The following is a 25,186-nucleotide window of genomic DNA, read 5'->3' on the forward strand; positions in this document are numbered from 1 at the left end:
GGGTTGATGCGTGCAAGAGTATTGGTTGTGAGCTACTCCAATACCATTTCGACCTTAAAAATTTTGAAACATGTGCAGGAATTGCGTCCAGAGCTGTCTGTTGTCGTTCGAACTCGTGATGATTCCGATATTGATTTATTGAAAGATGCGGGTGCTACGGAAGTCGTGGCAGAAATCATGGAAGGAAGCTTGATGCTGGCATCCCATGCTTTAATGTTTGTTGATATTTCGACGGGTCGCATATTGCGACGCATACGGGAAATTCGTGAGCAGCGATACAGCTTATTGCGTGGCTTCTATCACGGATTGACCGATGAGACGGAAAACGATCATGAGAGATTATTTCCACGGCTACTCACAATAATGATGACTCCGGACGCAGCAGCTATCAATAAAACTTTGCGCGATCTTGATTTGGCCAGCATGGCTGTTGAGGTAACTGCGGTGAGAAGGCGAAACATTCGTGGATTAATGCCTACTGGTGAGACACGACTTGAAGCGGGTGACGTTATTGTACTCAGAGGTACACAAGACAATTTAGCTGCTGCGGAAATTAAATTATTACAAGGATAAAAGAATTATTTTTCATTCATGTAATAAGAAAATACCCTATTCATATTGTGACTTTATTAAAAAGATTTCAGTGGTTTACGTCACGTAAAAATAGACAGTACAACGAAGAAAGTGTATAGTTCCCACGCTGCCCTTTACTCTTATAATTCAGAAAAGGGAAAGTGTTGAAGCAATTTGAGATTGTTTCAACAAATTAAGAATGGCGCATAAAAAAAGCGCAAAGTTCATCATTTATGGAGGGATATATGATTAAAGCTGTTCAGGCGATAGTAGGATTGGGATTGCTTTGTTTTGCTGCTACACAAGTAGCAGTAGCACAAGACATTTCTAAGTTACCACGTGTAACACAAAAATTGGTGGTTCCACCAAATGTACCAGTGCACGATCAGGTTTCTAAAGGACCAAAGGTTGTTGCAGTTCGCATGGAGACTACCGAAAAGCTGATGGAAGTTGCACCAGGTGCAAAAGTATGGGGTCTGACATTTAATGGTAGCATTCCAGGTCCGCTAATTGTTGTGCACGAAGGCGATTATGTTGAATTGACCTTAGTTAATCCAAAATCAAGCACGTTGGCACATAACGTGGATTTCCATGCAGCAACCGGTGCATTGGGTGGTGCTGGTTTAACACTGGTACAACCGGGCGAAGAAGTGGTTTTACGCTGGAAGGCTGTTAAACCAGGTGTATTTGTTTATCATTGCGCACCTGGCGGAACCATGATTCCGTTTCACGTCCTGTCAGGTATGAGTGGTGCCGTTATGGTGCTGCCAAAAGACGGCCTAAAAGATGCGAAAGGCAAACCATACACATACGATAAAGCTTATTACATTGGTGAACAAGATTTCTATCTGCCAAAAGACGATAAAGGTAACTTCAAAACCTATGGCTCACCAGCCGAAGGCATGGCAGACATGTTAGAGTTATCTAAAGGACTTATTCCAACTCACGTAGTGTTTAACGGTGCCGTTGGTGCAATTACGGGTGACAACGCACTGAAAGCTAAAGTAGGCGAGAAAGTTCTGTTTATCCATTCACAAGCTAATCGCGCTTCCTATCCGCATTTGATTGGTGGCCATGCTGATCTGTACTGGGTAGGTGGTTCATTCGGTGACACACCGCTTACAGGTCAAGAAACTTGGTTTGTTCCAGCCGGTGCAGCAGTTGCTGCAGCCTATCAATTTGAACAACCAGGTCTGTATGTATACCTCAGTCATAACCTGATTGAAGCTGTATTGCTAGGTGCTGCACTACATATGAACGTTGAAGGTAAATGGAACGATGACCTGATGACTCAGCTTAAAGCTCCTGCAAGCTTTGATGCAAAAGCTGCAATGGATCACTAAGATTTGATTTAGTGTAGCTATTAAAGTCATATAAAATAAAAGGCCTCAACCTATAAAGGGTTGAGGCCTTTTTCATTCGCAATGTGTGCATTTTGCACATTATATTTTTTATAAATATCATTCGAATATGCCCATTAAATCTCGAATTCGCACCATCCCGCATTATCCACGACATGGAATCATGTTTCGTGATATCACAACACTATTAAAAGATCCTTTTGGACTGTATATAACCATACAGGAGATTGCTAATCGCTATGATACGGTAACGATTGATAAAGTGGCCGGAATCGAGTCGCGTGGATTCATCATTGGTGCACCGGTTGCCTATCAATTAGGCAAAGGCTTCGTGCCTATCCGTAAACAAAACAAACTGCCTGCGGAAACACTGGGAAGAGACTATCAATTGGAATATGGCAGTGATCGTATTGAAATTCACGTAGATGCAATTCAACCGGGGGATCAGATACTTTTGATAGATGACCTGATTGCAACTGGTGGGACTGCAGAAGCGGCTGCAGGTCTTATAGAAGATATGGGTGGAAAAGTCGTGGAATGCTGTTTTGTGATTGATTTGCCAGGCGTTGGGGGGAGAGCTCGCTTGGAGAAACAGGGGCATAGAGTCTTTGCATTATGTGAATTCGAGGATGAGTAAGCATCCTGCACTAACCTGTCCCAAGTATTTGTATCAGAATGTATCACTGATTCTCTTGCAAGACTGATAATAACTTATCGTGAATACCATCAAAGCTGCCATTACTCATGATCAAGATATGGTCTCCAGGTTTTGTAATCGCAACGATGTTTTTTATTAACAGATTTAAGTCATCGCAGTAATCGACTCGCTCGTTTAATGTGTTTAGGGCTGATTTTGCCCATTGCGAATCGCGCGTGAAGCAAAAAACATGATCAGCCTCTTGCAGGCTGTGCGCAAGATAATCTTTCCAAACGCCCATTTTCATCGTATTAGAGCGAGGTTCGAGTACCACAATAATTCTTTCCTGACCAATGTGGGTTCTTAAACCATTCAATGTCGTTTGAATTGCAGTAGGATGATGTGCAAAATCATCATAAATAGTAATGCCGTTGATGGTGCCGCATTTTTCCATGCGACGTTTAACATTCTTGAATTCTGATAATGCTGTAATTCCTGTTTCGACGGGCACTCCAGCATGTCTGGCAGCAATTAATGCTGCCAAAGCATTCATGCGATTATGTTCTCCTAATAAATCCCAATGCAAACGTCCTTGATGGATCCGACCACAATAAATATCCATTGCATTGTTTGCGAGCAATTGGGCGTTCCAACTAGCTTCAGTCCCAAATTCCTCCACTGGAGTCCAGCAGCCTTGTGTCAGAACTTGTTTTATATTCTCATCTTTTCTATTGGCTACGATCAAACCGTTATTGGGAATAATTCGTACAAAGTGATGAAATTGACGCTTGATGGCTGAAAGATCGGGAAAGATATCGGCATGATCAAATTCAATATTGTTTAATACCGCAGTTCTGGGATGATAATGAACAAATTTAGAGCGTTTGTCGAAGAAAGCCGTGTCATATTCATCGGCCTCAATAACGAAAAACGTTGAAATTTCAGCAGAACCTGATTCGGAATCCTGTGTGTGCTCTAATGGAATACTTCCAATTCTTGCAGATAGGCCAAAGTTCTCGGGAATTCCGCCAATCAAAAAGCCTGGGTTTAATCCAGCGTAATCTAATATCCAGGCCAGCATTGAGCTGGTCGTGGTTTTGCCATGTGTTCCGGCAACAGCAAGTACCCAGCGGTGCCTCAGAATGTTTTCCGATAACCACTGTGGGCCAGAAATGTAAGGTAAATTCCGATTAAGAATTTCTTCCATCAGTGGATTTCCGCGGGTAATTACATTACCAATTACGAATATATCTGGCTGAAGTTGGATTTGTTCGGCTGAGTACCCTGATATTAATTCTATGCCTTGAGACTCAAGCTGTGTACTCATTGGCGGATAAACGTTTTGATCGCAGCCTGTTACCTTATGCCCGGATTCTCGCGCAATGGCTGCAATCCCTCCCATAAAAGTGCCACAAATTCCAAGTATGTGAATGTGCATGATCCAGCTTAAAAGAATTTCGTTTAGAAGAAATAGAAAAACAAATCAATTGTTCTGATTGGTAAATTATAGTTCATAAGTTTAGTCAGTAATACCGATGCAATGTAGTAGTGTAGTATTTTATAAATTCAACATACTTTCTCTTGTGAGTGCTCATCCGTTGATAGAAAAAAAATATCGTGGCCGGTTTGCACCATCGCCAACTGGACCTTTGCATTTTGGTTCGCTAGTTGCGGCTATAGGCAGTTATCTCGATGCAAAATTTAATCAAGGTAAGTGGCTAGTTAGAATTGAAGATATTGATTCTCAGCGTGAAGTGCCGGGAGCTGCGAGTGAAATTCTATTTGCGTTAGAAAGTCTAGGAATGGAATGGGACGAAGAAATTATTTTTCAAAGCCGACGCTCAGAAGCTTATCAAGAAGCACTTAATAGGTTAGAGAACCAAAATTTAACTTATCCATGTGTCTGCTCAAGAAAAGAAGTTGCTGATTCCAGTATTATTGGTTTTAGTGGGCCTATTTATCCCGGAACGTGTTTGAAAAATCCTCCCTCGTTGGGTAAATCATATTCGCTGCGTGTTCAAACAAATGAAAATCAAATTCAATTTCAAGATATTTTAAAGGGATCATATTCGCAAAAACTAAAGCTGGAGATTGGTGATTTTGTACTACGCCGAGTTGACGGAGTTTATGCCTATCAATTGGCGGTTGTAGTCGATGATGCCGAACAAGGTATCACGCATGTCGTACGTGGCGCAGATCTTTTAGACTCTACGCCACGCCAAATATTTCTCCAACAATTATTAGGTTTTAGCACGCCGCGATATATGCATCTTCCGGTCGTAACTAATGTAGAGGGTGAGAAACTCAGTAAACAAACAAACGCTGAGCCAATAGAACTCGAAAGTGTACTGCCGCAACTAGTCAAGGCGCTGTATTTCCTGGGACAAAACCCCCCTCTGGAGATACTCGAAGGTGATCTTTCATCCTTCTGGAAATGGGCTAGGAAGAATTGGCAAATTAATCTTATTCCACGATGATTTTATGTGAATGAGATTAGTTTCGAATTGAAGCTATCAAAGCAATATTTGTGCTAGTCTGTAGTATCGACGATATAGCAATATCGCTGAAAATTGTTTAGATTGAAACTAAAAATATCGAGATAAATCATGTTCCCTAATAACATCAGGTAAGGAGATGTTGTGGCTTTTTTGCCTTTTAATATAGCGAAACAAAAAAAACTGAAAATAGTTATTGTGGGCGGAGGGTACGCAGGGCTTGCGGCATTGACAAATCTTTTGCAATTCGCTCCAGATACAGATATCACACTCATAGATCCCAGAACGCAGCATCTGAAAATTACACATTTGCATGAAACATTCAGGTATCCATTAACAGATTTATTATTTTCTTTCAGGGACCTGGAAAATCGTTTCGGGTGCAGACATGTGCTGGCATCAGTCAATTTTGATAAAAATGCATTGCAGAATTGCCAAAAAAACAAACAATTAATTCTCGATGAAGCGACTCTTAATTTTGATTATATGATCATAGCATCCGGGTGCGAGAATAGCGCATCTGATGCTATGGATTCCAAAAATGTATTAAGTTTGTATGATTTCACTACTACCGATGGATCTGATTTATTAAGAAAATTTCTTGATCAAAATAAGGCTTCGAGCCAAGCAATTTCTGTTGTGGGTGGCGGTGCGACCGGCATACAGTTTCTGTTTGAGATTAAACAGTTTTTGGCGCGTGTGAAAAGTAACGCAGAATTACGCTTGATTCATTCAGGCGAACATGTGCTTGAGCAATTTCCCGATGGTTTTGGGGCTTACGCTGAATCCAGAATGTGTGACTTGAATATTGCTTTTTACCCTAAGACATATTACAGTGAGCAACGCCCTGATACGGTTTTGCTAACCGAAAAGATTACAAAGAAGCAATTTGAACTGCCGTCCAGTGCATCAATTTTGTTTCTGGGCAAGAAGCAGCAAAAAACTTATACGGCTAATGCTTTTGGGCAGGTTCTAGTTAATCAGAAGCCTTTGCAGAATATTTTTGCAGTCGGTGACTGTTCGCACTATCAATCGTGGGGATCAAATACCCTAACAGCACAATCAGCCGTTCGTAAAGGAAAATTAGTAGCGCGCAATATATTGCGACATTCAGGCTTTCCTGGACTACTTGAACCCTATATACATCACGAATTAGGTTACGTCGTAAGCATTGGACCCGCGGATGCTGTTGGGTGGCTGGTTTCGGAAGGAAACTTGATCACAGGCATACCGGCACTGACAATAAAAGAGCTCGTAGAAGCTCAATATGATTTATTATTGACAGGTATCGATACTTACTTGGTTTAGCAAATACTACGCAGGAGATATGATATGCTTGGTTTGTTTAAAGATAATCCTGTAATAGGCAAGGCCAGCACAACTATTCAATGTCCGGCAGATAAGCTTTTCAATTTTATTGGCAATGACTTGCTTGTTAACTATCCTCGTTGGTCGCCAGAAGTCAAGGAATTGGAAAAGCAGACTGAAGGCCCAGTACAACTGGGAACGGTATGTCGGCAAGTACGTGTCGACCAAGGTAATCGCTCGGAATCAACTTTTAAAGTTGAAGCTTTTGATATTGGTAAACGGATTTGCTTTAAAGGAACATCCGATCCTTATCGATGCGATTATTTGATGGAATCAATCAATGAGACTGAAAGCAAAATAACTTTTTCCTTTGAACTGTTAAGTCTCGATCTTCATGTAAGACCCTTTGAGAAACTGGTGCGCATTGCGGTTCAGGACGGAACGGAGAGAACCGTAAAGAACATCAAGAAACTCATTGAGGCTGATATTGCTGGAGCTGGTTCAAACTAATCAATCATCGCAATGTGCGCATTTAGCCAAGAGCTGATAAACCTGGAGAGAAAATCATGGATTTTATCGTTGAAAAAGACCCTGGATTAATTCCACAAGTATTGTCCAAGATTCTTGATTCATGTGTCAATGGAGTATCATTGGCTGATCCTGATCAAGAGGATTTGCCTTTGGTATATGTCAATAAGGCATTTGAAGCTATAACGGGTTATACATTGGAGGAGACCGTAGGCAAGAATTGCCGTTTCTTACAGGGAAATGAGCATGATCAGGCAGCTGTTAATCAACTCCGGGAAGCCATAAAGAATAAAACATCCGTTGAAGTGGTGCTGCGGAACTATCGTAAGAATGGCGAATTGTTTTATAATCACTTACTGATGTCTCCACTTTTTGACTCAAACGGAAACCTCCTGTATTTCCTCGGAGTACAGTACGATATTACCCCACAAATCCGGGCAGAAGAGGAAATTAAAGCTTTGAAGGAGCAGCTGGTAGCACTTAAGAGATAAATCTTTCAGATAATCAGAGAAACCATCGGCATGAATCAGTTCTTTGCGGCTCTGCCTGTTTATCGCTATTGCAGCGTATTTCTTTTGTAACGTCAGTAAACGTTTTTACTTTCAAATTGAGCAGTTAAAGGAGCTACTTCATACCACTGGATTCATGATTGATAGTCTCAAGATTGAGAAAATTATCAGATTCAGGGCTATCCGATCTCTGATTGAATTTAGCAGTGTTTCGCGCTGGTACCAACTACGCCTGGCTTGGGTTATACGCAAACGCGCTCCGTAAGTAGAGCAGTACAGTAGCTATCTGGATAACGCCTTCGTTTTGCTGCTCCTTCCATTTTCACTTCTCTAAGTTTTTACTCTCTTAGATAGCTGTGTTCAGTAGCAGTAAACCGTAGCAGAGCGTGTTAATAGCCATAGGCAACGAGAATTATTGGCGAATGGTACGAGCAACTACTTCATTACCCCCATTTAATCGGGCATGATGAAGAGCTTCCCTAGCGGTTCTGAGTAAATCTGAGAAATCTAAAGAAAATTTATGATGTGTTTCCGTAATGCCGATACTTACAGTAGTATTTAAACTGTTTGGCTGCAAATTTTCAATTGATTTTCGTATCTTTTCTGCGATGATTGTTGCATCTTCGATGTTGCAATGAGATAACAAAAGTACAAGCTCTTCTCCATCAAATCGGGCAGCGATATCTTCTCTGCGAATAGATTTTTTGAGGAGTGATGCTATGTCTTTTAGAATAGTATCACTCCGTGAATGATCATAATTCTCATTGATTAATCTAGGATGATCTGTATTAATAATGATTAAACTACATGGAATATTATGCCGTGTTGCATCACGTATTTTTGATGCTGCTGCCTCCAACAAGAAATAGCGATTGTACAGACCGGTTAATGGGTCTTTCATTGCTATTTCTTGTAGCAGATTTTGTTGTGCAATTGCCTTATCTAGTAGTTTCTTGCTGGTAATCAGATTATTAATTCTAGCAAGTAGTTCTTCTTGAATGAGTGGTTTGGTCACATAATCATTCACTCCTAAACGCAGCAATTCCACTTTGTGTGCAACATCGTCAAGAACTGAGAATATTAGCAAAGGGATGTGATTTTTGTTCTGATTTTCAAGTTGTTTGATGGCTTTTACAGTACCGCGACCGTTTAATTTTCCTTTCAGCAGTATGTCAGTGAGCACTAAATCATATGCATTTTTCTGAAATGCCAGCATACCTTCTTCACCGCTAGTGAAATGGTCAACGGTGTATCCATTGTCTCGGAGTATGGTCAATGTCTGATTAGCAGTTGTTTGACTGTCTTCAATATATAGAATATATCCAGAGATTGTCTTGCTGCAATTTTTCTTGGAAAACCGCGCTGCATAACTTGTAATTTTATCGAGCTCATGCTTTGCAAATATTTCTGTTACACCTGCCGAAAATGCTTCGTCCAATAATTCTTTGTCTTCATTAGAAGTTATCATAACCACAGGTATTTGACAGGTGTGCGAATCCGCCCGAAGATGAGATGAAAACTTGGAGGCATTCATGTCTTGTAAATGCATTGCAATAAATATCAGGTCAAATGGTTGATTTCTCAACAACATTAATGCTTCACTGCCAGTTGAAACTTGTTTTGTTTCCAATCCACCTAATTCGATAGCAGATGATAAAAGTTTCTGATAAGTTCTGGATGGTTCAACAATAAGTCCTTCCATGCTATGGTGTCCTTTCAATGACATAATCTGGATATGATCAGTAAATTAGTTGGCTACTAACTTTTCTAGGAACATAGTTATCGACATTCAGCTTGTTTTTTTTAGAAGTTATTGAGTTACCGTGAATTGCAAACTCAATCGTGATTGTTGGTGATCCGTATACAAAGCAGATTTGTTCTGTGAGATTTACAGAGATTCAAGGTTAGTTATATAAAACGGATAGATCACAGTATATTTGCAGCTTGATTTGTATGATTAATTCCGAAAGGGTAAACTGCTAGGGAATTCTTGCTTGTTTCTATGAAAGGCAAAAATTCAGTTAATTCTAAAAACTGTATAAAGGGGGTTTTTTGATGGGAAGTATTGTTAAATTATCTTTGGTACTTGCGATTTCTTTTGTTCTCTCGTCTCAGGCGGTTGCTTCTGGCAGTAACTTCAACACTTCGGGTGAGAGATTTGTAAGTGGAATAGCAAACGTGACTACTGGATGGGTAGAATTACCAAAGAATATTGTGCTGACGGGACAGAAAGATGGCCCGATTTATGGTGTCACCGTTGGACTGGCAATGGGTCTCATGCATACGGTGGGTCGTACACTCGTTGGAGCATTGGATGTGGCAACCTTCTGGATGCCATTAAAACCTTCAGTAAATCCGCCATATATCTGGGAAGATTTTTCGAGAGAAACATCTTATTGATTTTTTACAGTGCAACTAATTTTATAAGAGATTTCTTATATAAGATAAAACGCCATGTGATTTGCATGGCGTTTCTCATCGTCTACTAATGTCAAAGTCTAGTGTTGTGATTCAAGTGCCGCAATTCTTTCTTCCAGTGGTGGATGCGACATGAATAAGCTCGTTAATCCATTTCTGCTTCCGGAAATACCAAAAGCAGCTAGCTGATCAGGTAAATGAGCCTGCTTCTGAGTTAATTGTAATCGTCGAAGTGCAGCAATCATTTTTTCTTTACCTGCTAGACTGGCCCCGCCTGCATCGGCACGAAACTCGCGTTGGCGACTAAACCACATGACAATGATACTGGCCAGAACACCCAGAACAATTTCAGCAATAATAGTCGTAATCCAGAAAGCGGGTCCGTGACCTTCTTGCGTTTTGAATACGGTGCGATCTATCGTATGTCCGATGACGCGTGACAGAAAGATTACAAATGTGTTGACGACGCCTTGTATCAGCGCCAAAGTAACCATGTCGCCATTTGCGATATGACTGACTTCATGAGCCAGCACTGCTTCAGCTTCATCCTGGCTCATGGTATTTAATAATCCAGTACTCACGGCAACCAATGCGGCATTTTTTGACATTCCAGTGGCAAACGCATTGACATCCGGCGCTTCATAAATGGCTACTTCTGGCATACCAATACCTGCAATCTTTGCTTGTCGCTGCACGGTAGCCACTAACCAGTGTTCTTGTGCGTTTCGTGGCATTTCTATTGTTTGTGCACCTGTAAAACGTTTAGCTGTCCATTTTGACATGGCAAGCGACATGAATGAGCCACCGAATCCGAATACAGCTGCAAACAATAACAATGAATTAATATCCAGTCCCGTACCCTGTTCGTCCAGAATTCTTTCAAATCCGAACAGTCGTAAGGTAATGCTAAGAACAAAAATGATGGCTAAGTTAGTAATTAAAAAAAGAAAAACTCTTTTCATTCTTTTGCTCCACGATAAGATTTAGTCTGAAAGAATCAGAAGTAATATGTGAATTGTGTGTCTTTTTTCAAGCAAGTTTTATTTAAGTTAAGGCTAAATCGGATAATTGATAAGAAGCCAGATAGTGATTATTCGATTTTAAAGAGTATTGGGTGCTCGGTTCGTTCAGGAATTCAGGTGGATTTTATTGTGCGATATCTGATTGGGAATTTTGAAGCGGTGCATTTCTGACAATCTGGAAAAGTATTTCTCCTTCCTTGACCATGCCCAAATCGCTACGGGCGCGCTCCTCAATTGCTTCAAGTCCTTGTTTTAGGTCATTGACTTCAGCCTCTAACTTGTTATTGCGATTCTGTAATAGCACATTATTTTTACGTGCCGCGGCAACTTCTTGATCTACTTGCCAAACTCTCAACCAGCTCGCTTTGCCCAGCCATAATGGATATTGCATTGCGACGACTAGTATAAGTAGTGTGAAACTTAGTAGCTTCATTATTTAAGTTGATAAAATGCGCTCCGACCGGCATATCTTACTGTATCCCCTAAATCTTCTTCAATTCGTAATAGTTGATTGTATTTGGCAAGGCGGTCAGATCTAGATAGTGAGCCGGTTTTGATTTGTAGCGCATTGGCTGCTACTGCGATGTCGGCGATGGTAGTGTCTTCAGTTTCTCCTGAGCGATGTGAGATGACGGCGGTATAACCAGCACATTTTGCCATTTCAATGGCCGAGAATGTTTCTGTTAATGTACCAATCTGGTTTACTTTGATTAAGATAGAATTAGCAATACCTTGCTTGATGCCTTCCTGTAGGATTTTTGCATTGGTGACAAAGATATCGTCACCGACCAATTGAATTGAGTCACCCAATTTACTAGTTAGTAACCTCCATCCGTCCCAATCATGCTCACTCATGCCGTCCTCGATACTGATAATAGGATATTTATCCACCCACGATGATAAATAATCAACGAATTGGGCTGATGTCAGATGCAAGTCATCAGAAGATAGATGGTATTTGCCATCATGAAAAAATTCTGAGCTGGCGCAATCAACGCCAATTGCAACATCTTTTCCAGGTTGATAACCTGCTTGATCAATAGCCTCTACGATTAATTGCAAAGCCGCTTCATTGTTTTCCAGGTTAGGCGCGAATCCACCTTCGTCGCCTACTGTAGTAGGCATGTTTTTGTTGTTGATAAGTTTTTTGAGGGTGCCGAAAATCTCGGCGCCACATCGGATGGCATCATGAAAATTTGAGATTCCCAGCGGCACAATCATAAATTCCTGCATGTCGATATTGTTGTTGGCATGCGCGCCGCCATTAATTAAGTTCATTAACGGAACGGGCATTGACATTGAAGCAGAACCCCCTAAATAGCGATATAGCGGCAATCCTGACTCCTCGGCGGCTGCTTTGGCAACCGCCAGCGATACTGCAAGAATTGCGTTGGCGCCCAATCTGGACTTGTTTTCGGATCCGTCTAAATCAATTAAGGATTGATCAATGAAGCTTTGATCGACAGCATCCAAGCCCATTAATGCCTCGGAGATTTCGGTGTTAACATTTTCTACCGCTTTAAGAACACCTTTCCCGGAATAACGTTGTGCATCACCATCGCGTAGTTCCACTGCTTCTTTGGTCCCAACAGATGCGCCGGAAGGAACTGAGGCGCGGCCTAAAGCTCCAGATTCCAGCATTACATCTGCTTCGATAGTTGGATTACCGCGAGAATCCAAAATCTCACGGGCGATGACATCTACAATTGCACTCATGCTGCATTTTTCCTGTTGTTTGTGTTTGCTGTTATGTTGATTGGTGAATGGTAATTTTTTGATTTATAATGCAAATTATGTAAAGGTAATTTTGATTATCTTTTTTATTGTTAGATTCTAAGGTTTTCGTATTCCGTCAACTATTGCGTACTGCGTGGATTTTTTCATCCCCAGCAAGCTGATGCTTGTCAGAAAATTGGATTGCTGCCTGCACATAGGACTTGAAGAGCGCATGTCCCAACCGTGGCGTGGAAGTAAATTCCGGATGAAACTGACAACCCAAGAACCAAGGATGTTCAGCTTCAGGCAGCTCTATCATTTCGCACAGATTCTCTTCCTTGGAAAAGCCGCTAATGCAAAGTCCTGCTTTTTCTAATCTAGAGATATAAAGATTATTAACTTCATAGCGATGACGGTGACGCTCGTTAATTTTATCTGTACCATAGGTCTTCCAGGCGAGGGTATCTTTCTTCAAAATACATTCTTGCCCTCCCAACCGCATACTGCCACCAATATCGGAATTTTCATCGCGTGTTTCAATTTGCCCATCCCGAGTCCGCCATTCGGTAATCAGTCCAATAACGGGAAATGGTGTGTCGGGATTGAATTCAGTGCTGTGAGCAGCTTTCATGCCAGTTCTGTTGCGTGCATATTCAACCACGGCCAGTTGCATGCCTAAACAAATCCCCAAGTACGGTATGCGATTGGTTCGGGCAAAGTTGATGGCCATTATTTTACCTTCGACACCGCGCTTGCCAAATCCGCCCGGAACCAGGATTGCATCCATTTCGCTCAGACTATGGGTGCCTTCTGTTTCAATATTTTCAGAATCAACGTAATTGATGTTAATCCTGCTGTTAGTATGGATGCCGGCATGAATCAAAGCTTCAGATAATGATTTATAAGATTCAGTTAAATCGACGTACTTACCTACGATGGCAATAGTAATCGTGTGTTTGGGATGTTCGAGTGCATAAACCAATTTATTCCAGACACTCAGATCTGCTGGTTTGGCCAGGATATTCAATTTATGGCAGATAATTCCATCCAGCATCTGGGCATGAAGTAACCCCGGAATTTTATAGATGCTGTCCACATCGATGGCTGATATGACTGCTTCTTCCTGAACATTGGTAAAGAGCGCGATTTTTCGGCGCTCCTCCTCGGGTAGTTCACGGTCTGAGCGGCACAGCAAAACATCCGGCTGGATTCCAATTTCACGTAGCTCCTTGACTGAATGTTGAGTTGGTTTGGTTTTTAGCTCTCCGGCCGAACCGATATAAGGCAATAAGGTAAGGTGGATGAAGCAGGTATCCGTGCGCGGATTCTGCACGGCCATTTGTCGGATGGCTTCCAGAAAAGGGAGTGATTCAATATCACCGACCGTACCGCCAATTTCAATAATCGCAATTTGCGCGTTACCCACGCCAGCTTGTATATAGCGCTTAATTTCATCCGTAATATGCGGAATAACCTGAACGGTGCCTCCGAGATAATCGCCACGCCTTTCCTTGCGAATGACACTTTCGTAGATTTGACCGGTAGTGAAGTTATTATGCCGAGTCATACGGGTAGTAATAAAACGCTCATAATGACCCAGATCAAGATCTGTTTCGGCGCCATCCTCAGTCACGAACACTTCACCATGCTGGAACGGGCTCATGGTGCCGGGATCCACATTGATATAGGGATCCAGTTTAAGCATTGTCACCTTAAGTCCACGCGACTCAAGCAGTGCGGCGAGAGATGCAGCTGCAATTCCTTTGCCCAAGGAAGAAACAACGCCGCCTGTCACAAAGACATACTTGGTCATGAGTGGTTATCGTAATTTGAATAGTTCATTGGAACAGTAAGGTGGCTTTTGTATGTCGTTTGAACGAGCAACGTGATTCAGAGCTTATTAGCGAATTTCTGCAAGTAATTTACTTATCATCTGTTCAGCCTGGAAGTAATAGCTCCCACCAAACAGGTTTAAATGATTAAGGACATGATACAGGTTATAAACTACTTTCCTGATATTATAACCGGAATCCAAAGGATAGTCACAGCGGTAAGCAGAATAAAAATCAGCTGAAAACCCACCAAAAAGTTCAGTCATTGCAATATCGGCTTCACGGTCGCCGAAATATACCGCGGGATCAAATAACACCGGTCTTCCTGTTTCATCATAAGCATAATTACCACTCCAAAGATCGCCGTGCAATAGTGAAGATGATGGCGGAGTATCTGGAAAAAATTGTTCCAGATTCTCCAGTAATTGTTCGCCAAGCTGTTGCAGTTTTCCATTAAATCCATTATTTTTAGCCAAATTGAGCTGACTACCTAGACGGTGCATGCGCCAGAATTCGACCCAATCTGAAGAAATCGTGTTTATTTGCGGATTTTGTCCGATTGTATTATCGCGAATCCAGCCAAATTGACTGCATGTCGTACGATGCATAGCAGCGAGTTGTTGGCCTAAATCAGATGCTTTGCCACGTTTGCCATTATTAATATCCAGATATTCCAAAATGAGCCATGCTGCATGAGTATCTTGTCCAGAACAAACAGGTACTGGAACACGCAATGTGTGTGAGTGGTGAATCTCTATGAGGCCAGCGGCCTCAGCCTCAAACATGGGCAGATTCCCAGAAGAATTTAGTTTGACAAAATAGCGTTGTATTCCGTTTGTAATGCAATAAGCCTGACTGATGCAGCCACCGCCGATGGAGTGAGCCTGTTTAACTTCGAAGAAGCTATCAGTGGCAGCAGAGATTTGCTTGCTGATCTTATGCCATGTTTGCATGCTTTAAATTTTCTGCAGCTAACCATTCTTTGGCTTTTTGAATGGCTGCTTGTACTTGTTCAGGCGCTGTGCCACCAGTGTGTTTTCGACTTTGCATCGAACCTTCGAGCGTCAAGACAGCGAAAATATCGGATTCAATCTGTGGAGAAAATTTTTGTAATTCACTGAGCTCAAGATCGCTGAGATCGCAACCTTTTTGTTCTGCAAATTGCACTGCCTTTGCCACGATTTCGTGCGCATCTCGGAAAGGAGTGCCTTTTTTAGCCAAATAATCGGCCAGATCCGTGGCCGTTGCATAACCGCGTAAAGCCGATTTGCGCATCGCTTGTTGATTTACTTGCACGCCACTGAGCATATCGGCGTATATCCGCAATGTATCAGTCAAGGTGTCGACCGTATCAAACAGTGGTTCTTTGTCTTCCTGATTATCCTTGTTATAGGCAAGCGGTTGGGCTTTCATCAATGTTAGCAGCGCTACCAAATGACCGTTGATTCGACCGGTTTTGCCGCGCACCAGTTCCGGTACATCAGGGTTCTTTTTTTGCGGCATAATGGACGACCCGGTGCAGAATCGGTCTGCAAGTTGGATAAAACCGAAGGCAGGATTCATCCATAAAATGAATTCTTCCGACATCCGCGATAGATGCGTCATGATCAACGCTGCGCAGGCACAGAATTCGATAGCAAAATCCCGGTCTGATACCGCATCCAGGGAGTTTTGGCAAACGCCATCAAAACTCAGCAATTGCGCCACTCGTTCGCGTTTGATTGGATAGCTAGTGCCAGCCAATGCAGCTGCGCCTAGTGGCGATTGATTTACGCGCTTTCTGCAATCGTTCACTCGCTCTAAATCGCGTTTTAACATCTCAAAATAAGCCATCAGATGATGGCCGAAAGATACGGGTTGTGCAACTTGAAGATGTGTAAATCCGGGCATGATTGTGTGAATATGTTGCTCCGCTAAATTTAGCAAGGCAAGTTGCATAGCTTTAATCAGGTTGGTGATTTCATCAATGGCAGTGCGTAAAAATAAACGAATGTCGGTGGCGACCTGATCATTGCGGGACCGCCCGGTGTGCAATCGTTTGCCAGCATCTCCGACTAAAGCCGTTAGACGTTTCTCAATATTTAAATGAACATCTTCAAGCTCTTGTAGCCATGTGAATTGATGCAGTCTGATTTCGTCGCGGATTTGATGTAACCCTTGCTGGATGGCCGTAAAATCCTCGGTGCTGATAATTCCTTGCTCTGCAAGCATTTGTGCATGGGCTAGCGATCCCTGGATATCATATTCGGCGAGACGTTGATCAAAATCAACAGAAGCGGTATAGCGTTCCACAAGTGCTGAGACCGGTTCGTTGAAACGTCCAGACCACGTATTTTTATGGTTTTCTTTTTTCACTGTAGAGTTATTATCCAGTATGTTGCTGAAATTCCTTGTTTTCTATACAAGATGCTATGAAGTATTCATTATAGAACAAAATACCAGGTGAGTTATCTTGTGAGATGAGGATATCCGTATGTGTTGTAGTTCTGATGCAAAAATAGCAAATCACGCGTAAAACTACTAGTTAATTGCGTGCGCTGCTTTTACTTCCTTAAGGATTAGTGGATAATTCGTATTTCCTCGCTACCAATAACACAAGGAGTTATCCATGACAGCTAGCAACAAGCAAAATCAGAGCCAACAATCGCAAGTTGATAACTTTTTTTCACTATTAAGCGCCAAGTTTGAATGGTTGGCTAAAGTTCCGACCAGGCAGTTTCCAGGTAAGTATGCAGTGGTGTTGGTTGGGATCATTGTCGTTATTTTTGCTTGGAAGTTTATTGCTGTCAGTAAAGTAGAAGCTGACATGGTCAAGAAGCTTGAGCAAGAGCGTGTGCTTATTACACAGCAAGCCCGTGAATATGCTGATAAACAATATATCAAAGAAGAAGAGCGCTTTGGGCAGATTTTGTCCTGGGCAGTTCGCGGTGAGTTAATTCGTAATAATATTGATCAAATAGACCAGTATTTGAATGAAATCGTCAAAATGAAGGATACCGAACGTGTTGTATTAATAGATGATGATGGAAAACTGTTGGTTTCAACGGACAAACGGTTGGAAGAATCTAATGGTGCGGAATTATTTCCTAGAGAGATTTTGAGTCTGCAGAAAATCACTGTCAAATCAGATGTTGACGGTAAAAAAATACTGGTTGTACCTGTGATGGGATTGAACAAGAAAATTGCTACGGTTATTGTCAGCTACAAACAGCAGAAACTATAGTGCGAATTGACTATCGCATGGTTTAGTTTGTTGCCATTAGTTAAAAAGCCTTTGCACTTGCAAAGGCTTTTTTATTGTTTGAAAATTTTGCACGGTGGACTCAGTGATGAGAAGACATGGCTAACGCGAATCTGCACGTGATGCGGTTTTTGGGCCTGAGTTTGGAAAACGATATTCCGGATCATTCGGTACTGTCTCGTTTCAGGGCACGATTAACACAAGCACATGCCTGGCGTATTTTACAAGCCACGGTATACAACCTGAAAAGATTGCCCAGATTGTATGTTAATAGGCAGATACAATTGCAATCATAGGACAAATGCGCCTTCTGAGCCGACAATGATCGAAAAAAGTGATTGTTTGCGTGATTTCAGCAAGGAAATGACTAAAAAATATCGCGATACGCACAAAAAATCAGAAATTGTAACAAATTTGATAATTCGTTGAGTTTTGCAAAGGTCCCTAAGATTGAGTGCGCTGGATTTGCGCGCCCAGCACCGATAATTTTCTCTCGATATTTTCATAACCACGATCCAGGTGGTAGATACGATCAATTACGGTTTCTCCCTGTGCCACTAAACCAGCAATCACGAGACTGGCTGATGCGCGTAAATCGGTCGCCATGACATGAGTGCCATCAAGCCGGGGAATGCCGTGGATAATGGCTACATTGCCTTCAACTTCAATATTGGCATTCATGCGTATTAATTCTTGCACATGCATTAAACGGTTTTCAAAAATCGTTTCAGTGACAATGGATGTCCCAGAAGCAACGCAATTCAATGACATGAATTGTGCTTGCATATCGGTCGGGAAGGCTGGATAAGGAGCGGTGCGTATATTGATTGATTTCGGTTTGGTATTCATTTTTAAATGGATCCAGTTTTCATTAGAGTCAATATGGGCCCCTGCTTCGGTGAGTTTGTCCAGAACCACATCGAGCAAATGGCCATCTGTTTCTTTTAAAAGAATTTCACCGCCGGCTGCTGTCGCCGCGACCAAGAAAGTTCCCGTTTCTATTCGATCAGGCATGACCGTGTGTTCAGCGCCATGCAGTGATGGTACGCCTTCAATGGTAATGATATCGGTGCCCGCACCATGAATTTTTGCACCCATAGCAATGAGGCAATTGGCCAGATCGACCACTTCCGGCTCGCGGGCAGCATTTTCAAGTATCGTTGTGCCTTCCGCCAAAGTTGCGGCCATCATCAGGTTTTCTGTTCCGGTGACGGTAATGATGTCAAGTACAATGCGAGCGCCATGTAGTTTCTTCGCCACAGCATGAATATAGCCGTGTTTGATATGGATTTCGGCGCCCATCATTTGCAGGCCTTTGATATGCTGATCGACGGGTCGTAGACCGATCGCACAACCACCGGGTAGTGAAATATTGGCTTCTCCTGCGCGGGCGAGCAAAGGTCCTAGTATCAGGATAGCTGCGCGCATGGTTTTAACCATTTCATAAGGGGCGACAAGATGAGTCAATGTAGCTGCTGATAACGTTATTTCCGAAGCATGCGGCGCAGAAACATTTGTTCCCATTTGTTTGAGCAGTGAGAGCATGGTGATAATATCCTGAAGCGCCGGTACATTTTTTATTTTTAAAGATTCCTTGGTTAGAAGTGCGGCACATAAGACGGGCAGCGCAGCATTCTTTGCCCCCGAAATGGTGATTTCGCCGTGCAGTGGTACACCACCCTGGATGATCAGTTTTTGCATAATGTGAATAACTTAAATATAAATTTTAATAATATTCTTGCGTGGTTGAAATGTACCAAAGTTCGCTGCATCATAACGTAATAGTGCGATAAAGGTTATGCAATAGTGCCGACTATATCAAAAAATATCGAATCAATTCATAAGGAGAAGGAATGACTAAGCAAATAATTCACACTGTGGATGCGCCACAAGCCATCGGCACCTATTCTCAAGCAATCCGGGTTAGCGGAGGGGATACCGTGTATCTATCGGGTCAGATCGGATTGGATCCGCTCAGTATGCAAATGGTGAATGGGGTCGAAGCTCAGATCCAGCAGGTGTTCTCCAATCTGAAAGCGGTGGCGAAAGCGAGCGGGGGTAGTTTGAACGATATTGTGAAATTAAATATTTTTCTAATCGATCTCGACAATTTTGCATTAGTCAACGAAATCATGGCCAGCCATTTTGTACAGCCCTATCCTGCGCGTGCGGCAATCGGTGTCAAAGCTCTGCCGCGCGGTGCGTTGGTAGAAATGGATGGGGTCATGGTATTGCAGGAATAAAAGGCATTGTCTGTTAGTGCCAGTGTGCAGGAGAAATTATCACGCTTAGGCATCCACAGTGAATTAGATCTGATTTTGCATCTACCGATCCGGTATGAAGATGAAACGCATTTGTTCCCGATCGGCGATGCGCCGCAAGGGCAAACAGTGCAGATTGAAGGCGTGATCGTTCATAATGAAGTGGTTGTCCGCCCTAGGCGACAATTGGTGTGCCAAGTTGAAGACGGTAGCGGCACCTTGGTCATGCGTTTTCTGAATTTCTACGGCAGCCAGGTTAAAACCTACGCGGTGGGTAAGCGTGTCCGGTTGCTGGGCGAGATTCGTGGCGGTTTCTTTGGCATCGAAATGGTGCATCCGAAATGCCGTATCGTGCGGGAAGGGGAATCGCTGGCGGATTCGATGACGCCGGTTTATGCCACCACGGCGGGTTTGACGCAAAATATTTTAGCGAAAATAATCAGGCAGGGATTGCAGGATGCGCAAACGGTGCATGCACTGACCGAAACTGTACCTGAGAAAATCATCAGAAAATATCGACTGCAAGGTTTTAGCGATAGTGTACTGTGCTTGCATCATCCGTCCCCGGAAGAATCGATCGAGGCTTTACAAACACGGACACATCCAGCATGGCGGCGCATCAAGTTTGATGAATTGCTGGCGCAGCAGTTATCGATGCGCTTACATTACCGACAGCGGAGAAGCCGCAGTGCACCGGTACTGCAACAAAAAAATATACTGAAGAATCAGTTGCTAGCACAGCTTGGCTTTGAATTGACTTCATCGCAGTTCAAAGTGTATGAGGAAATCAGCCGTGATTTGGCAATCGCTTATCCAATGCAACGTCTATTGCAAGGTGATGTTGGCAGCGGGAAAACGATTGTGGCTGCGCTGGCTGCATTGCAGGCGATTGAGAATGGCTTCCAGGCGGCTATCATGGCGCCGACTGAAATTCTTGCCGAGCAGCATTTCGTAAAATTATCCGCTTGGTTTGAACCCCTGGGAGTCCACGTTGCCTGGCTAACGGGAGGGTTGAAGAAAAAGCAGAAGCAAATCGAGTTGGATAAAATCATGTCAGGTGTGGCACAACTTGTTGTGGGAACACATGCTTTATTCCAAGTCCAAGTAACCTTTCAACAGCTCGGCTTGGCGATTATTGACGAACAGCACCGCTTTGGCGTGCATCAGCGTCTGGCGCTGCGGATCAAAGGCGCGCAATCCGATCTGATGCCGCATCAATTGATGATGAGCGCCACGCCTATTCCGCGCACGTTGTCGATGAGCTATTTCGCAGATCTGGATGTGTCAGTTATCGATGAACTGCCGCCTGGCAGATCGCCCGTAGTGACTAAATTAATCGCAGATAATCGCCGTGATGAAATCATCGCACGTATACATCGCGCGTGCCAGCAGGGCAGGCAAGTATATTGGGTTTGCCCGCTCATTGAAGAATCTGAAGCGTTGCAACTGCAGACCGCGGTGGAAACGTATCAGCATCTGAGCAAAACTTTCCCGGAATTGAATGTGGGTCTGGTGCATGGACGCCTGTCCCAGCAGGAGAAAGCTGAAGCCATGCTGTTGTTCAAGCAAGGAAAAATTCAACTATTAGTGGCAACAACCGTGATCGAGGTGGGCGTGGATGTGCCCAATGCTTCGCTAATGGTGATTGAAAATGCCGAGCGCATGGGATTGTCGCAATTACACCAGTTGCGTGGCCGTGTCGGGCGTGGAACGGAGGCGAGTATTTGCATTTTGTTGTTCCAGCAACCCTTATCGGAGATTGCTCGCAAACGACTCAAAGTCATTTTTGAATACACCGATGGTTTTGAAATCGCTCGCCAGGACTTGCGATTGAGAGGGCCCGGTGAATTTCTTGGCGCGCGCCAGAGCGGAATTCCGATGTTGCGTTTTGCCGATTTAGAGCAAGACGGTGAGTTACTGAAAGCCGCACAAGACTCGGCCAATGAAATGCTGAATAACTACCCGGAACTCGCACAGCGGCATATTGCACGTTGGCTGGGCGATAAGACCGAGTATTTGCGTGTGTAATAACAGTAACCAGCAATCAGAGCATTTTGTTGCTACATCCCAGAAAACCTTTGAAGCTGCATTTGCGGCGCAGTCGGCCATGCCCCTGCATCAGTCAAAGATGCAAGTACCTTGTTACTTGCTGGGGATGACCTGCGGGAAATAATTGGTGATATTGCGGGTGAACGCGATGGCAGTGTAAATCGCAAGCTTCTTGGATGGTGGATCAAACGCCATGCCAGGCAAATAGTCAACGGCTTGGGTTTAGTCCAGGACACCTCAACACATAACGCAGCAAGATGGAAGATTGAATCGGTGTAGTCGGTTTATCGGTTTTATTCTGCCACCTTGGCAAAAGTGTCAAAGCTATAAAACATTAGGCAGAACCTAAGCAGCGATCATTGCTTATGTTTTGCCGTGCTGTTCTTTTGTATTACCATACTGGCACATTCCAAACCAAGAAAAACCATGACCGAAGAACAACGCCGTCAGCTTCAGCAACAACTCTGGAATATCGCCAACACCCTGCGCGGCAAAATGAATGCGGATGAATTCCGCGATTACATTCTGGGGTTTATCTTTTACAAATACCTGTCTGAAAAAGTTGAGCGCTATGCCGATGTTTTGTTGGCAGAAGACCATCTCAAGTTTGCCGAATTGGATGAGCATACGGAAGATGGTGCCGAGATTGTGCAAGCGGTGCAGGATGCCGTGGTAAAACAATTAGGTTACTTCTTAAAGCCTTCCGAACTGTTTCATGCGGTTGCGATGAAAGGCAATAACCAGCTTGATACTGAAAACCTGGGTGATAGTCACAACTTTATTCTGGCTGATCTTGCCCGCATCCTCAAAAACATTGAACAAAGCACACTGGGCACCGATAGCGCGGATGACTTCAGTAATCTGTTTGAAGATTTAGACCTGACTTCTTCCAAACTGGGTGCGACTGAAAAAGCGAAGAATGCACTGGTGGCCAAGGTGCTGGTGCATTTGGATAAGATCGACTTTAATCTGGCTGATGGTACGGCTGATGTGCTAGGTGATGCGTATGAATATCTGATTGGTGAATTTGCCAGCGGTGCGGGTAAAAAAGCCGGTGAATTCTACACCCCGCAGCCGGTTTCCACCTTACTGGCCAAACTGGTCACCAGCCAGAATAAAAACCTCAAAACCTTATACGATCCAACGTGTGGCAGTGGTTCGCTATTGCTGCGTGTCAAGCGTGAAGCGGATCATGTAGATAAGATATACGGGCAAGAATTAAACCGCACCACGTACAACCTGGCACGTATGAACATGATTTTGCATGACGTGCATTATGCTGATTTTGATATCCGTCAGGAAGATACGCTGGAACACCCACAGCACCGGGATTTGCGCTTTGATGCGATAGTTGCCAATCCACCGTTTTCAGCACATTGGAGTGCCAGCCCTCTGTTTATGAGCGATGATCGTTTCAGCGTATATGGCAAGCTGGCACCCAGCAGCAAAGCCGATATGGCGTTTGTGCAGCACATGGTTTATCAATTGGCTGATGATGGCACGATGGCTGTGGTATTGCCGCATGGCGTGCTGTTTAGAGGTGCAGCAGAAGGCCATATCCGTCAGTATCTGATTGAGCAAATGAATTGCCTGGATGCCGTGATTGGTTTGCCTGCCAATTTGTTTTATGGCGCGGCTATTCCCACCACGGTATTAGTCTTCAAAAAATGTCGCAAAAATCCCAACGATATTTTATTCATCGATACCAGCCAGCACTTTGATAAAGTCAAAACACAAAATATCATACGCCCGGCACATATCCAGAAGATTGTCGACGCTTATTTGGCGCGCACGAATGAAGATAAATACAGCGCTGTGGCAAGCCTGGAATCAATCAAAGCCAATGACTACAACCTGAATATTCCGAGGTATGTCGATACCTTTGAAGCCGAGGAAGAAATTGACTTGAACAGTATTGCAGAACAGCTTAAAGCACTTGATCAACAAAGCCAGCAAACAGATGCAACCATTGCGGCATACTGCCAAAAATTAGGGATTGCTCCGTCGTTTGCCGTCGCTGGGAAATAAGTATGAATGTGCCTAAGCTGCGGTTTAAGAATGAAGATGGGCGTGAGTTTCCGGAATGGGTTGAGAAAATTATGGGAGACACGCTATCAATTTTCTCTGGTTATGCCTTTTCAAGTAACCATTCTCAATCGAATGGTGTTAAATGGTTAAAAATTGCGGATGTTGGTATTCAGAAAATGACACAAGGCAATTCTTCCTATTTACCTTTCGAGCTTAAAGATAAGCATAGAAATTTTCTAGTTTTTAAAGATGACAGAAGTGGCCTCGCAAATTCGGACAGTCGGATAAGTGTTAATCTTGCTCAACCCAAGCCGTGTAATAGACGGCAAAAAAGGAGCGAGAGTATGAGAAGGACGAGAAGGAATCACGCAGCGGGATTCAAAGCCAAGGTGGCAATAGCGGCGATCAAGGGTGATAAGACACTAGCTGAGTTAGCTGAACAATTCGATGTACATCCGAACCAGATTTCGGAATGGAAACAGCAATTACAGGAATCTGCAATTGCTGTGTTCGGGAGTAATTCAAAAGCAAAGGCCGCCGCGCCTGATCTTAAGGTACTTCACGCCAAGATTGGACAGCTCACGCTGGAGAATGATTTTTTAGAAAGCGCGCTCATCAAGGCGGGATTGTTGAGCGCAAAGCAATGATAAACCGAACTCACGCACTGCCGCTGGTGAGGCAATGTCAGTTACTGGATGTGGCACGCTCAACAGCATAATACTACCAACCGGTTCCGCTATCAGCGGAAGAGCTTGCACTGATGCGCCGGATAGACGAATTGCATCTGAACCATCCCTTTGCAGGCGCCAGAATGCTTTCCAAAATGCTCAGACGTGAAGGAAGTCTATTCGGCCGGCGTCGTGTAGCTACGCTGATGAAGCGAATGGGAATCCACGCAATCTACCGCAAGCCCAGCACCAGCAAGCGGTATCAGGCGCACCCAGTCTATCCGTATCTATTGCGGAATTTGTTCATCATTCGCTCAAACCATGTCTGGGCAGCAGATATCACGTACATTCCAATGAAGCGTGGCTTCGTTTATCTGTTTGCCGTGATCGACTGGGCAAGCCGGATATCTTCAATACTGACAGGTTGCCAATTCACCAGCTTGGAATTCACCGGGATGCTGAAGGATAACGGTATCCAGATCAGTATGGATGGCAAGGGTAGCTGGCGTGACAACGTGCTTGTCGAACGGCTTTGGAAGA

General features: G+C 43.5%; 23 protein-coding genes and 1 pseudogene. 15 read left to right on the forward strand and 9 right to left on the reverse strand.

Translation table 11 applies throughout. From position 1 onward, the window contains the following. The 3 genes from Q0C11_RS09895 to Q0C11_RS09905 form a co-directional block, all read left to right on the forward strand. Window positions 1–573 (forward strand): monovalent cation:proton antiporter family protein (locus Q0C11_RS09895; RefSeq protein ID WP_293007498.1); only part of this gene is annotated, 573 nt, incomplete at its 5' end. Between the two features lie 245 nt (window positions 574–818). Further along, entirely contained in the window at window positions 819–1,916 is a 1,098-nt protein-coding gene (gene nirK / locus Q0C11_RS09900) for a copper-containing nitrite reductase (protein WP_293007500.1), read from the forward strand. A 127-nt stretch (window positions 1,917–2,043) separates the two neighbouring features. Continuing rightward, window positions 2,044–2,571: an adenine phosphoribosyltransferase gene (locus tag Q0C11_RS09905; RefSeq protein WP_293007502.1), complete on the forward strand. Its 528-nt coding sequence runs from the start codon at window positions 2,044–2,046 to the stop codon at window positions 2,569–2,571. 43 nt (window positions 2,572–2,614) lie between these two features. On the opposite strand, the gene mpl is transcribed toward Q0C11_RS09905, so the two are convergent. Then, a complete protein-coding gene (mpl, locus tag Q0C11_RS09910; protein WP_293007504.1) occupies window positions 2,615–4,009 on the reverse strand; it encodes a UDP-N-acetylmuramate:L-alanyl-gamma-D-glutamyl-meso-diaminopimelate ligase in 1,395 nt (464 codons plus the stop codon). Window positions 4,010–4,154: 145 nt separating this feature from the next. Here mpl and gluQRS point away from each other — a divergent pair, with 145 nt between their 5' ends. The 4 genes from gluQRS (at window position 4,155) to Q0C11_RS09930 (ending at window position 7,393) form a co-directional block, all read left to right on the forward strand. Further along, window positions 4,155–5,048 (forward strand): tRNA glutamyl-Q(34) synthetase GluQRS, encoded by an 894-nt coding sequence (gluQRS, locus tag Q0C11_RS09915; RefSeq protein WP_293007506.1) that lies wholly within the window; start codon window positions 4,155–4,157, stop codon window positions 5,046–5,048. Window positions 5,049–5,210: 162 nt separating this feature from the next. After that, the gene (locus tag Q0C11_RS09920; RefSeq protein WP_293007508.1) at window positions 5,211–6,374 is read left to right on the forward strand and encodes an FAD-dependent oxidoreductase; all 1,164 of its coding nucleotides are present in this window, start codon (window positions 5,211–5,213) and stop codon (window positions 6,372–6,374) included. A gap of 24 nt (window positions 6,375–6,398) precedes the next feature. Next, window positions 6,399–6,884 carry an SRPBCC family protein gene (locus Q0C11_RS09925; protein ID WP_293007510.1) on the forward strand — a complete coding sequence of 162 codons (486 nt, stop codon included), beginning with the start codon at window positions 6,399–6,401 and terminating at the stop codon, window positions 6,882–6,884. 56 nt (window positions 6,885–6,940) lie between these two features. Further along, window positions 6,941–7,393: a PAS domain-containing protein gene (locus tag Q0C11_RS09930; protein ID WP_293007512.1), complete on the forward strand. Its 453-nt coding sequence runs from the start codon at window positions 6,941–6,943 to the stop codon at window positions 7,391–7,393. A 430-nt stretch (window positions 7,394–7,823) separates the two neighbouring features. Here the strand turns inward: Q0C11_RS09930 and Q0C11_RS09935 are convergent, their stop codons facing one another. Next, on the reverse strand, window positions 7,824–9,113 hold the full coding sequence (locus Q0C11_RS09935; protein ID WP_293007514.1) for a diguanylate cyclase: 1,290 nt from the start codon (window positions 9,111–9,113) through the stop codon (window positions 7,824–7,826). A 353-nt stretch (window positions 9,114–9,466) separates the two neighbouring features. Between Q0C11_RS09935 and Q0C11_RS09940 the strand changes: the two genes are divergently transcribed. After that, a complete protein-coding gene (locus tag Q0C11_RS09940; protein ID WP_293007516.1) occupies window positions 9,467–9,811 on the forward strand; it encodes an exosortase system-associated protein, TIGR04073 family in 345 nt (114 codons plus the stop codon). A gap of 98 nt (window positions 9,812–9,909) precedes the next feature. On the opposite strand, the gene htpX is transcribed toward Q0C11_RS09940, so the two are convergent. The 6 genes from htpX to argH form a co-directional block, all read right to left on the reverse strand. Beyond that, window positions 9,910–10,791: a protease HtpX gene (gene htpX / locus Q0C11_RS09945; RefSeq protein ID WP_293007518.1), complete on the reverse strand. Its 882-nt coding sequence runs from the start codon at window positions 10,789–10,791 to the stop codon at window positions 9,910–9,912. A 184-nt stretch (window positions 10,792–10,975) separates the two neighbouring features. Then, window positions 10,976–11,284 (reverse strand): cell division protein FtsB, encoded by a 309-nt coding sequence (gene ftsB / locus Q0C11_RS09950; RefSeq protein ID WP_293007520.1) that lies wholly within the window; start codon window positions 11,282–11,284, stop codon window positions 10,976–10,978. Then, window positions 11,284–12,567 (reverse strand): phosphopyruvate hydratase, encoded by a 1,284-nt coding sequence (gene eno / locus Q0C11_RS09955; protein WP_293007522.1) that lies wholly within the window; start codon window positions 12,565–12,567, stop codon window positions 11,284–11,286. Before eno ends, ftsB begins: the two co-directional genes overlap by 1 nt. A gap of 136 nt (window positions 12,568–12,703) precedes the next feature. Continuing rightward, window positions 12,704–14,380 (reverse strand): CTP synthase, encoded by a 1,677-nt coding sequence (locus Q0C11_RS09960; RefSeq protein WP_293007524.1) that lies wholly within the window; start codon window positions 14,378–14,380, stop codon window positions 12,704–12,706. 87 nt (window positions 14,381–14,467) lie between these two features. Beyond that, entirely contained in the window at window positions 14,468–15,352 is an 885-nt protein-coding gene (locus Q0C11_RS09965; RefSeq protein ID WP_293007526.1) for a fructosamine kinase family protein, read from the reverse strand. Beyond that, a complete protein-coding gene (gene argH / locus Q0C11_RS09970; protein WP_293007528.1) occupies window positions 15,336–16,754 on the reverse strand; it encodes an argininosuccinate lyase in 1,419 nt (472 codons plus the stop codon). The genes Q0C11_RS09965 and argH overlap by 17 nt, the downstream gene beginning before the upstream one ends. A gap of 253 nt (window positions 16,755–17,007) precedes the next feature. Here argH and Q0C11_RS09975 point away from each other — a divergent pair, with 253 nt between their 5' ends. Together Q0C11_RS09975 and Q0C11_RS09980 are read left to right on the forward strand one after the other, a co-directional pair. Further along, complete coding sequence (locus Q0C11_RS09975) at window positions 17,008–17,622, forward strand: hypothetical protein (RefSeq protein ID WP_293007530.1); 615 nt, start codon at window positions 17,008–17,010, stop codon at window positions 17,620–17,622. 116 nt (window positions 17,623–17,738) lie between these two features. Beyond that, complete coding sequence (locus Q0C11_RS09980; protein ID WP_293007532.1) at window positions 17,739–17,936, forward strand: transposase; 198 nt, start codon at window positions 17,739–17,741, stop codon at window positions 17,934–17,936. 148 nt (window positions 17,937–18,084) lie between these two features. On the opposite strand, the gene murA is transcribed toward Q0C11_RS09980, so the two are convergent. After that, window positions 18,085–19,341 (reverse strand): UDP-N-acetylglucosamine 1-carboxyvinyltransferase, encoded by a 1,257-nt coding sequence (gene murA, locus Q0C11_RS09985; protein ID WP_293007534.1) that lies wholly within the window; start codon window positions 19,339–19,341, stop codon window positions 18,085–18,087. A 152-nt stretch (window positions 19,342–19,493) separates the two neighbouring features. On the opposite strand from murA, the gene Q0C11_RS09990 reads away from it, so the two are divergent. The 5 genes and pseudogenes from Q0C11_RS09990 to Q0C11_RS10010 form a co-directional block, all read left to right on the forward strand. After that, window positions 19,494–19,883: a RidA family protein gene (locus Q0C11_RS09990; RefSeq protein ID WP_293007536.1), complete on the forward strand. Its 390-nt coding sequence runs from the start codon at window positions 19,494–19,496 to the stop codon at window positions 19,881–19,883. 6 nt (window positions 19,884–19,889) lie between these two features. Beyond that, the gene (gene recG, locus Q0C11_RS09995) at window positions 19,890–21,929 is read left to right on the forward strand and encodes an ATP-dependent DNA helicase RecG (RefSeq protein WP_293007538.1); all 2,040 of its coding nucleotides are present in this window, start codon (window positions 19,890–19,892) and stop codon (window positions 21,927–21,929) included. A 111-nt stretch (window positions 21,930–22,040) separates the two neighbouring features. Then, entirely contained in the window at window positions 22,041–22,229 is a 189-nt protein-coding gene (locus Q0C11_RS10000) for a hypothetical protein (RefSeq protein WP_293007540.1), read from the forward strand. A 147-nt stretch (window positions 22,230–22,376) separates the two neighbouring features. Further along, window positions 22,377–23,978, forward strand: coding sequence for a type I restriction-modification system subunit M (locus Q0C11_RS10005; RefSeq protein WP_293007542.1), 1,602 nt, complete (start codon window positions 22,377–22,379; stop codon window positions 23,976–23,978). A gap of 344 nt (window positions 23,979–24,322) precedes the next feature. Then, window positions 24,323–25,186 (forward strand): annotated as a pseudogene (locus Q0C11_RS10010) (IS3 family transposase); the annotation flags it as partial.

Origin of the sequence: Nitrosomonas sp., assembly GCF_022842015.1 — a bacterium.
GTDB lineage: Bacteria > Pseudomonadota > Gammaproteobacteria > Burkholderiales > Nitrosomonadaceae > Nitrosomonas.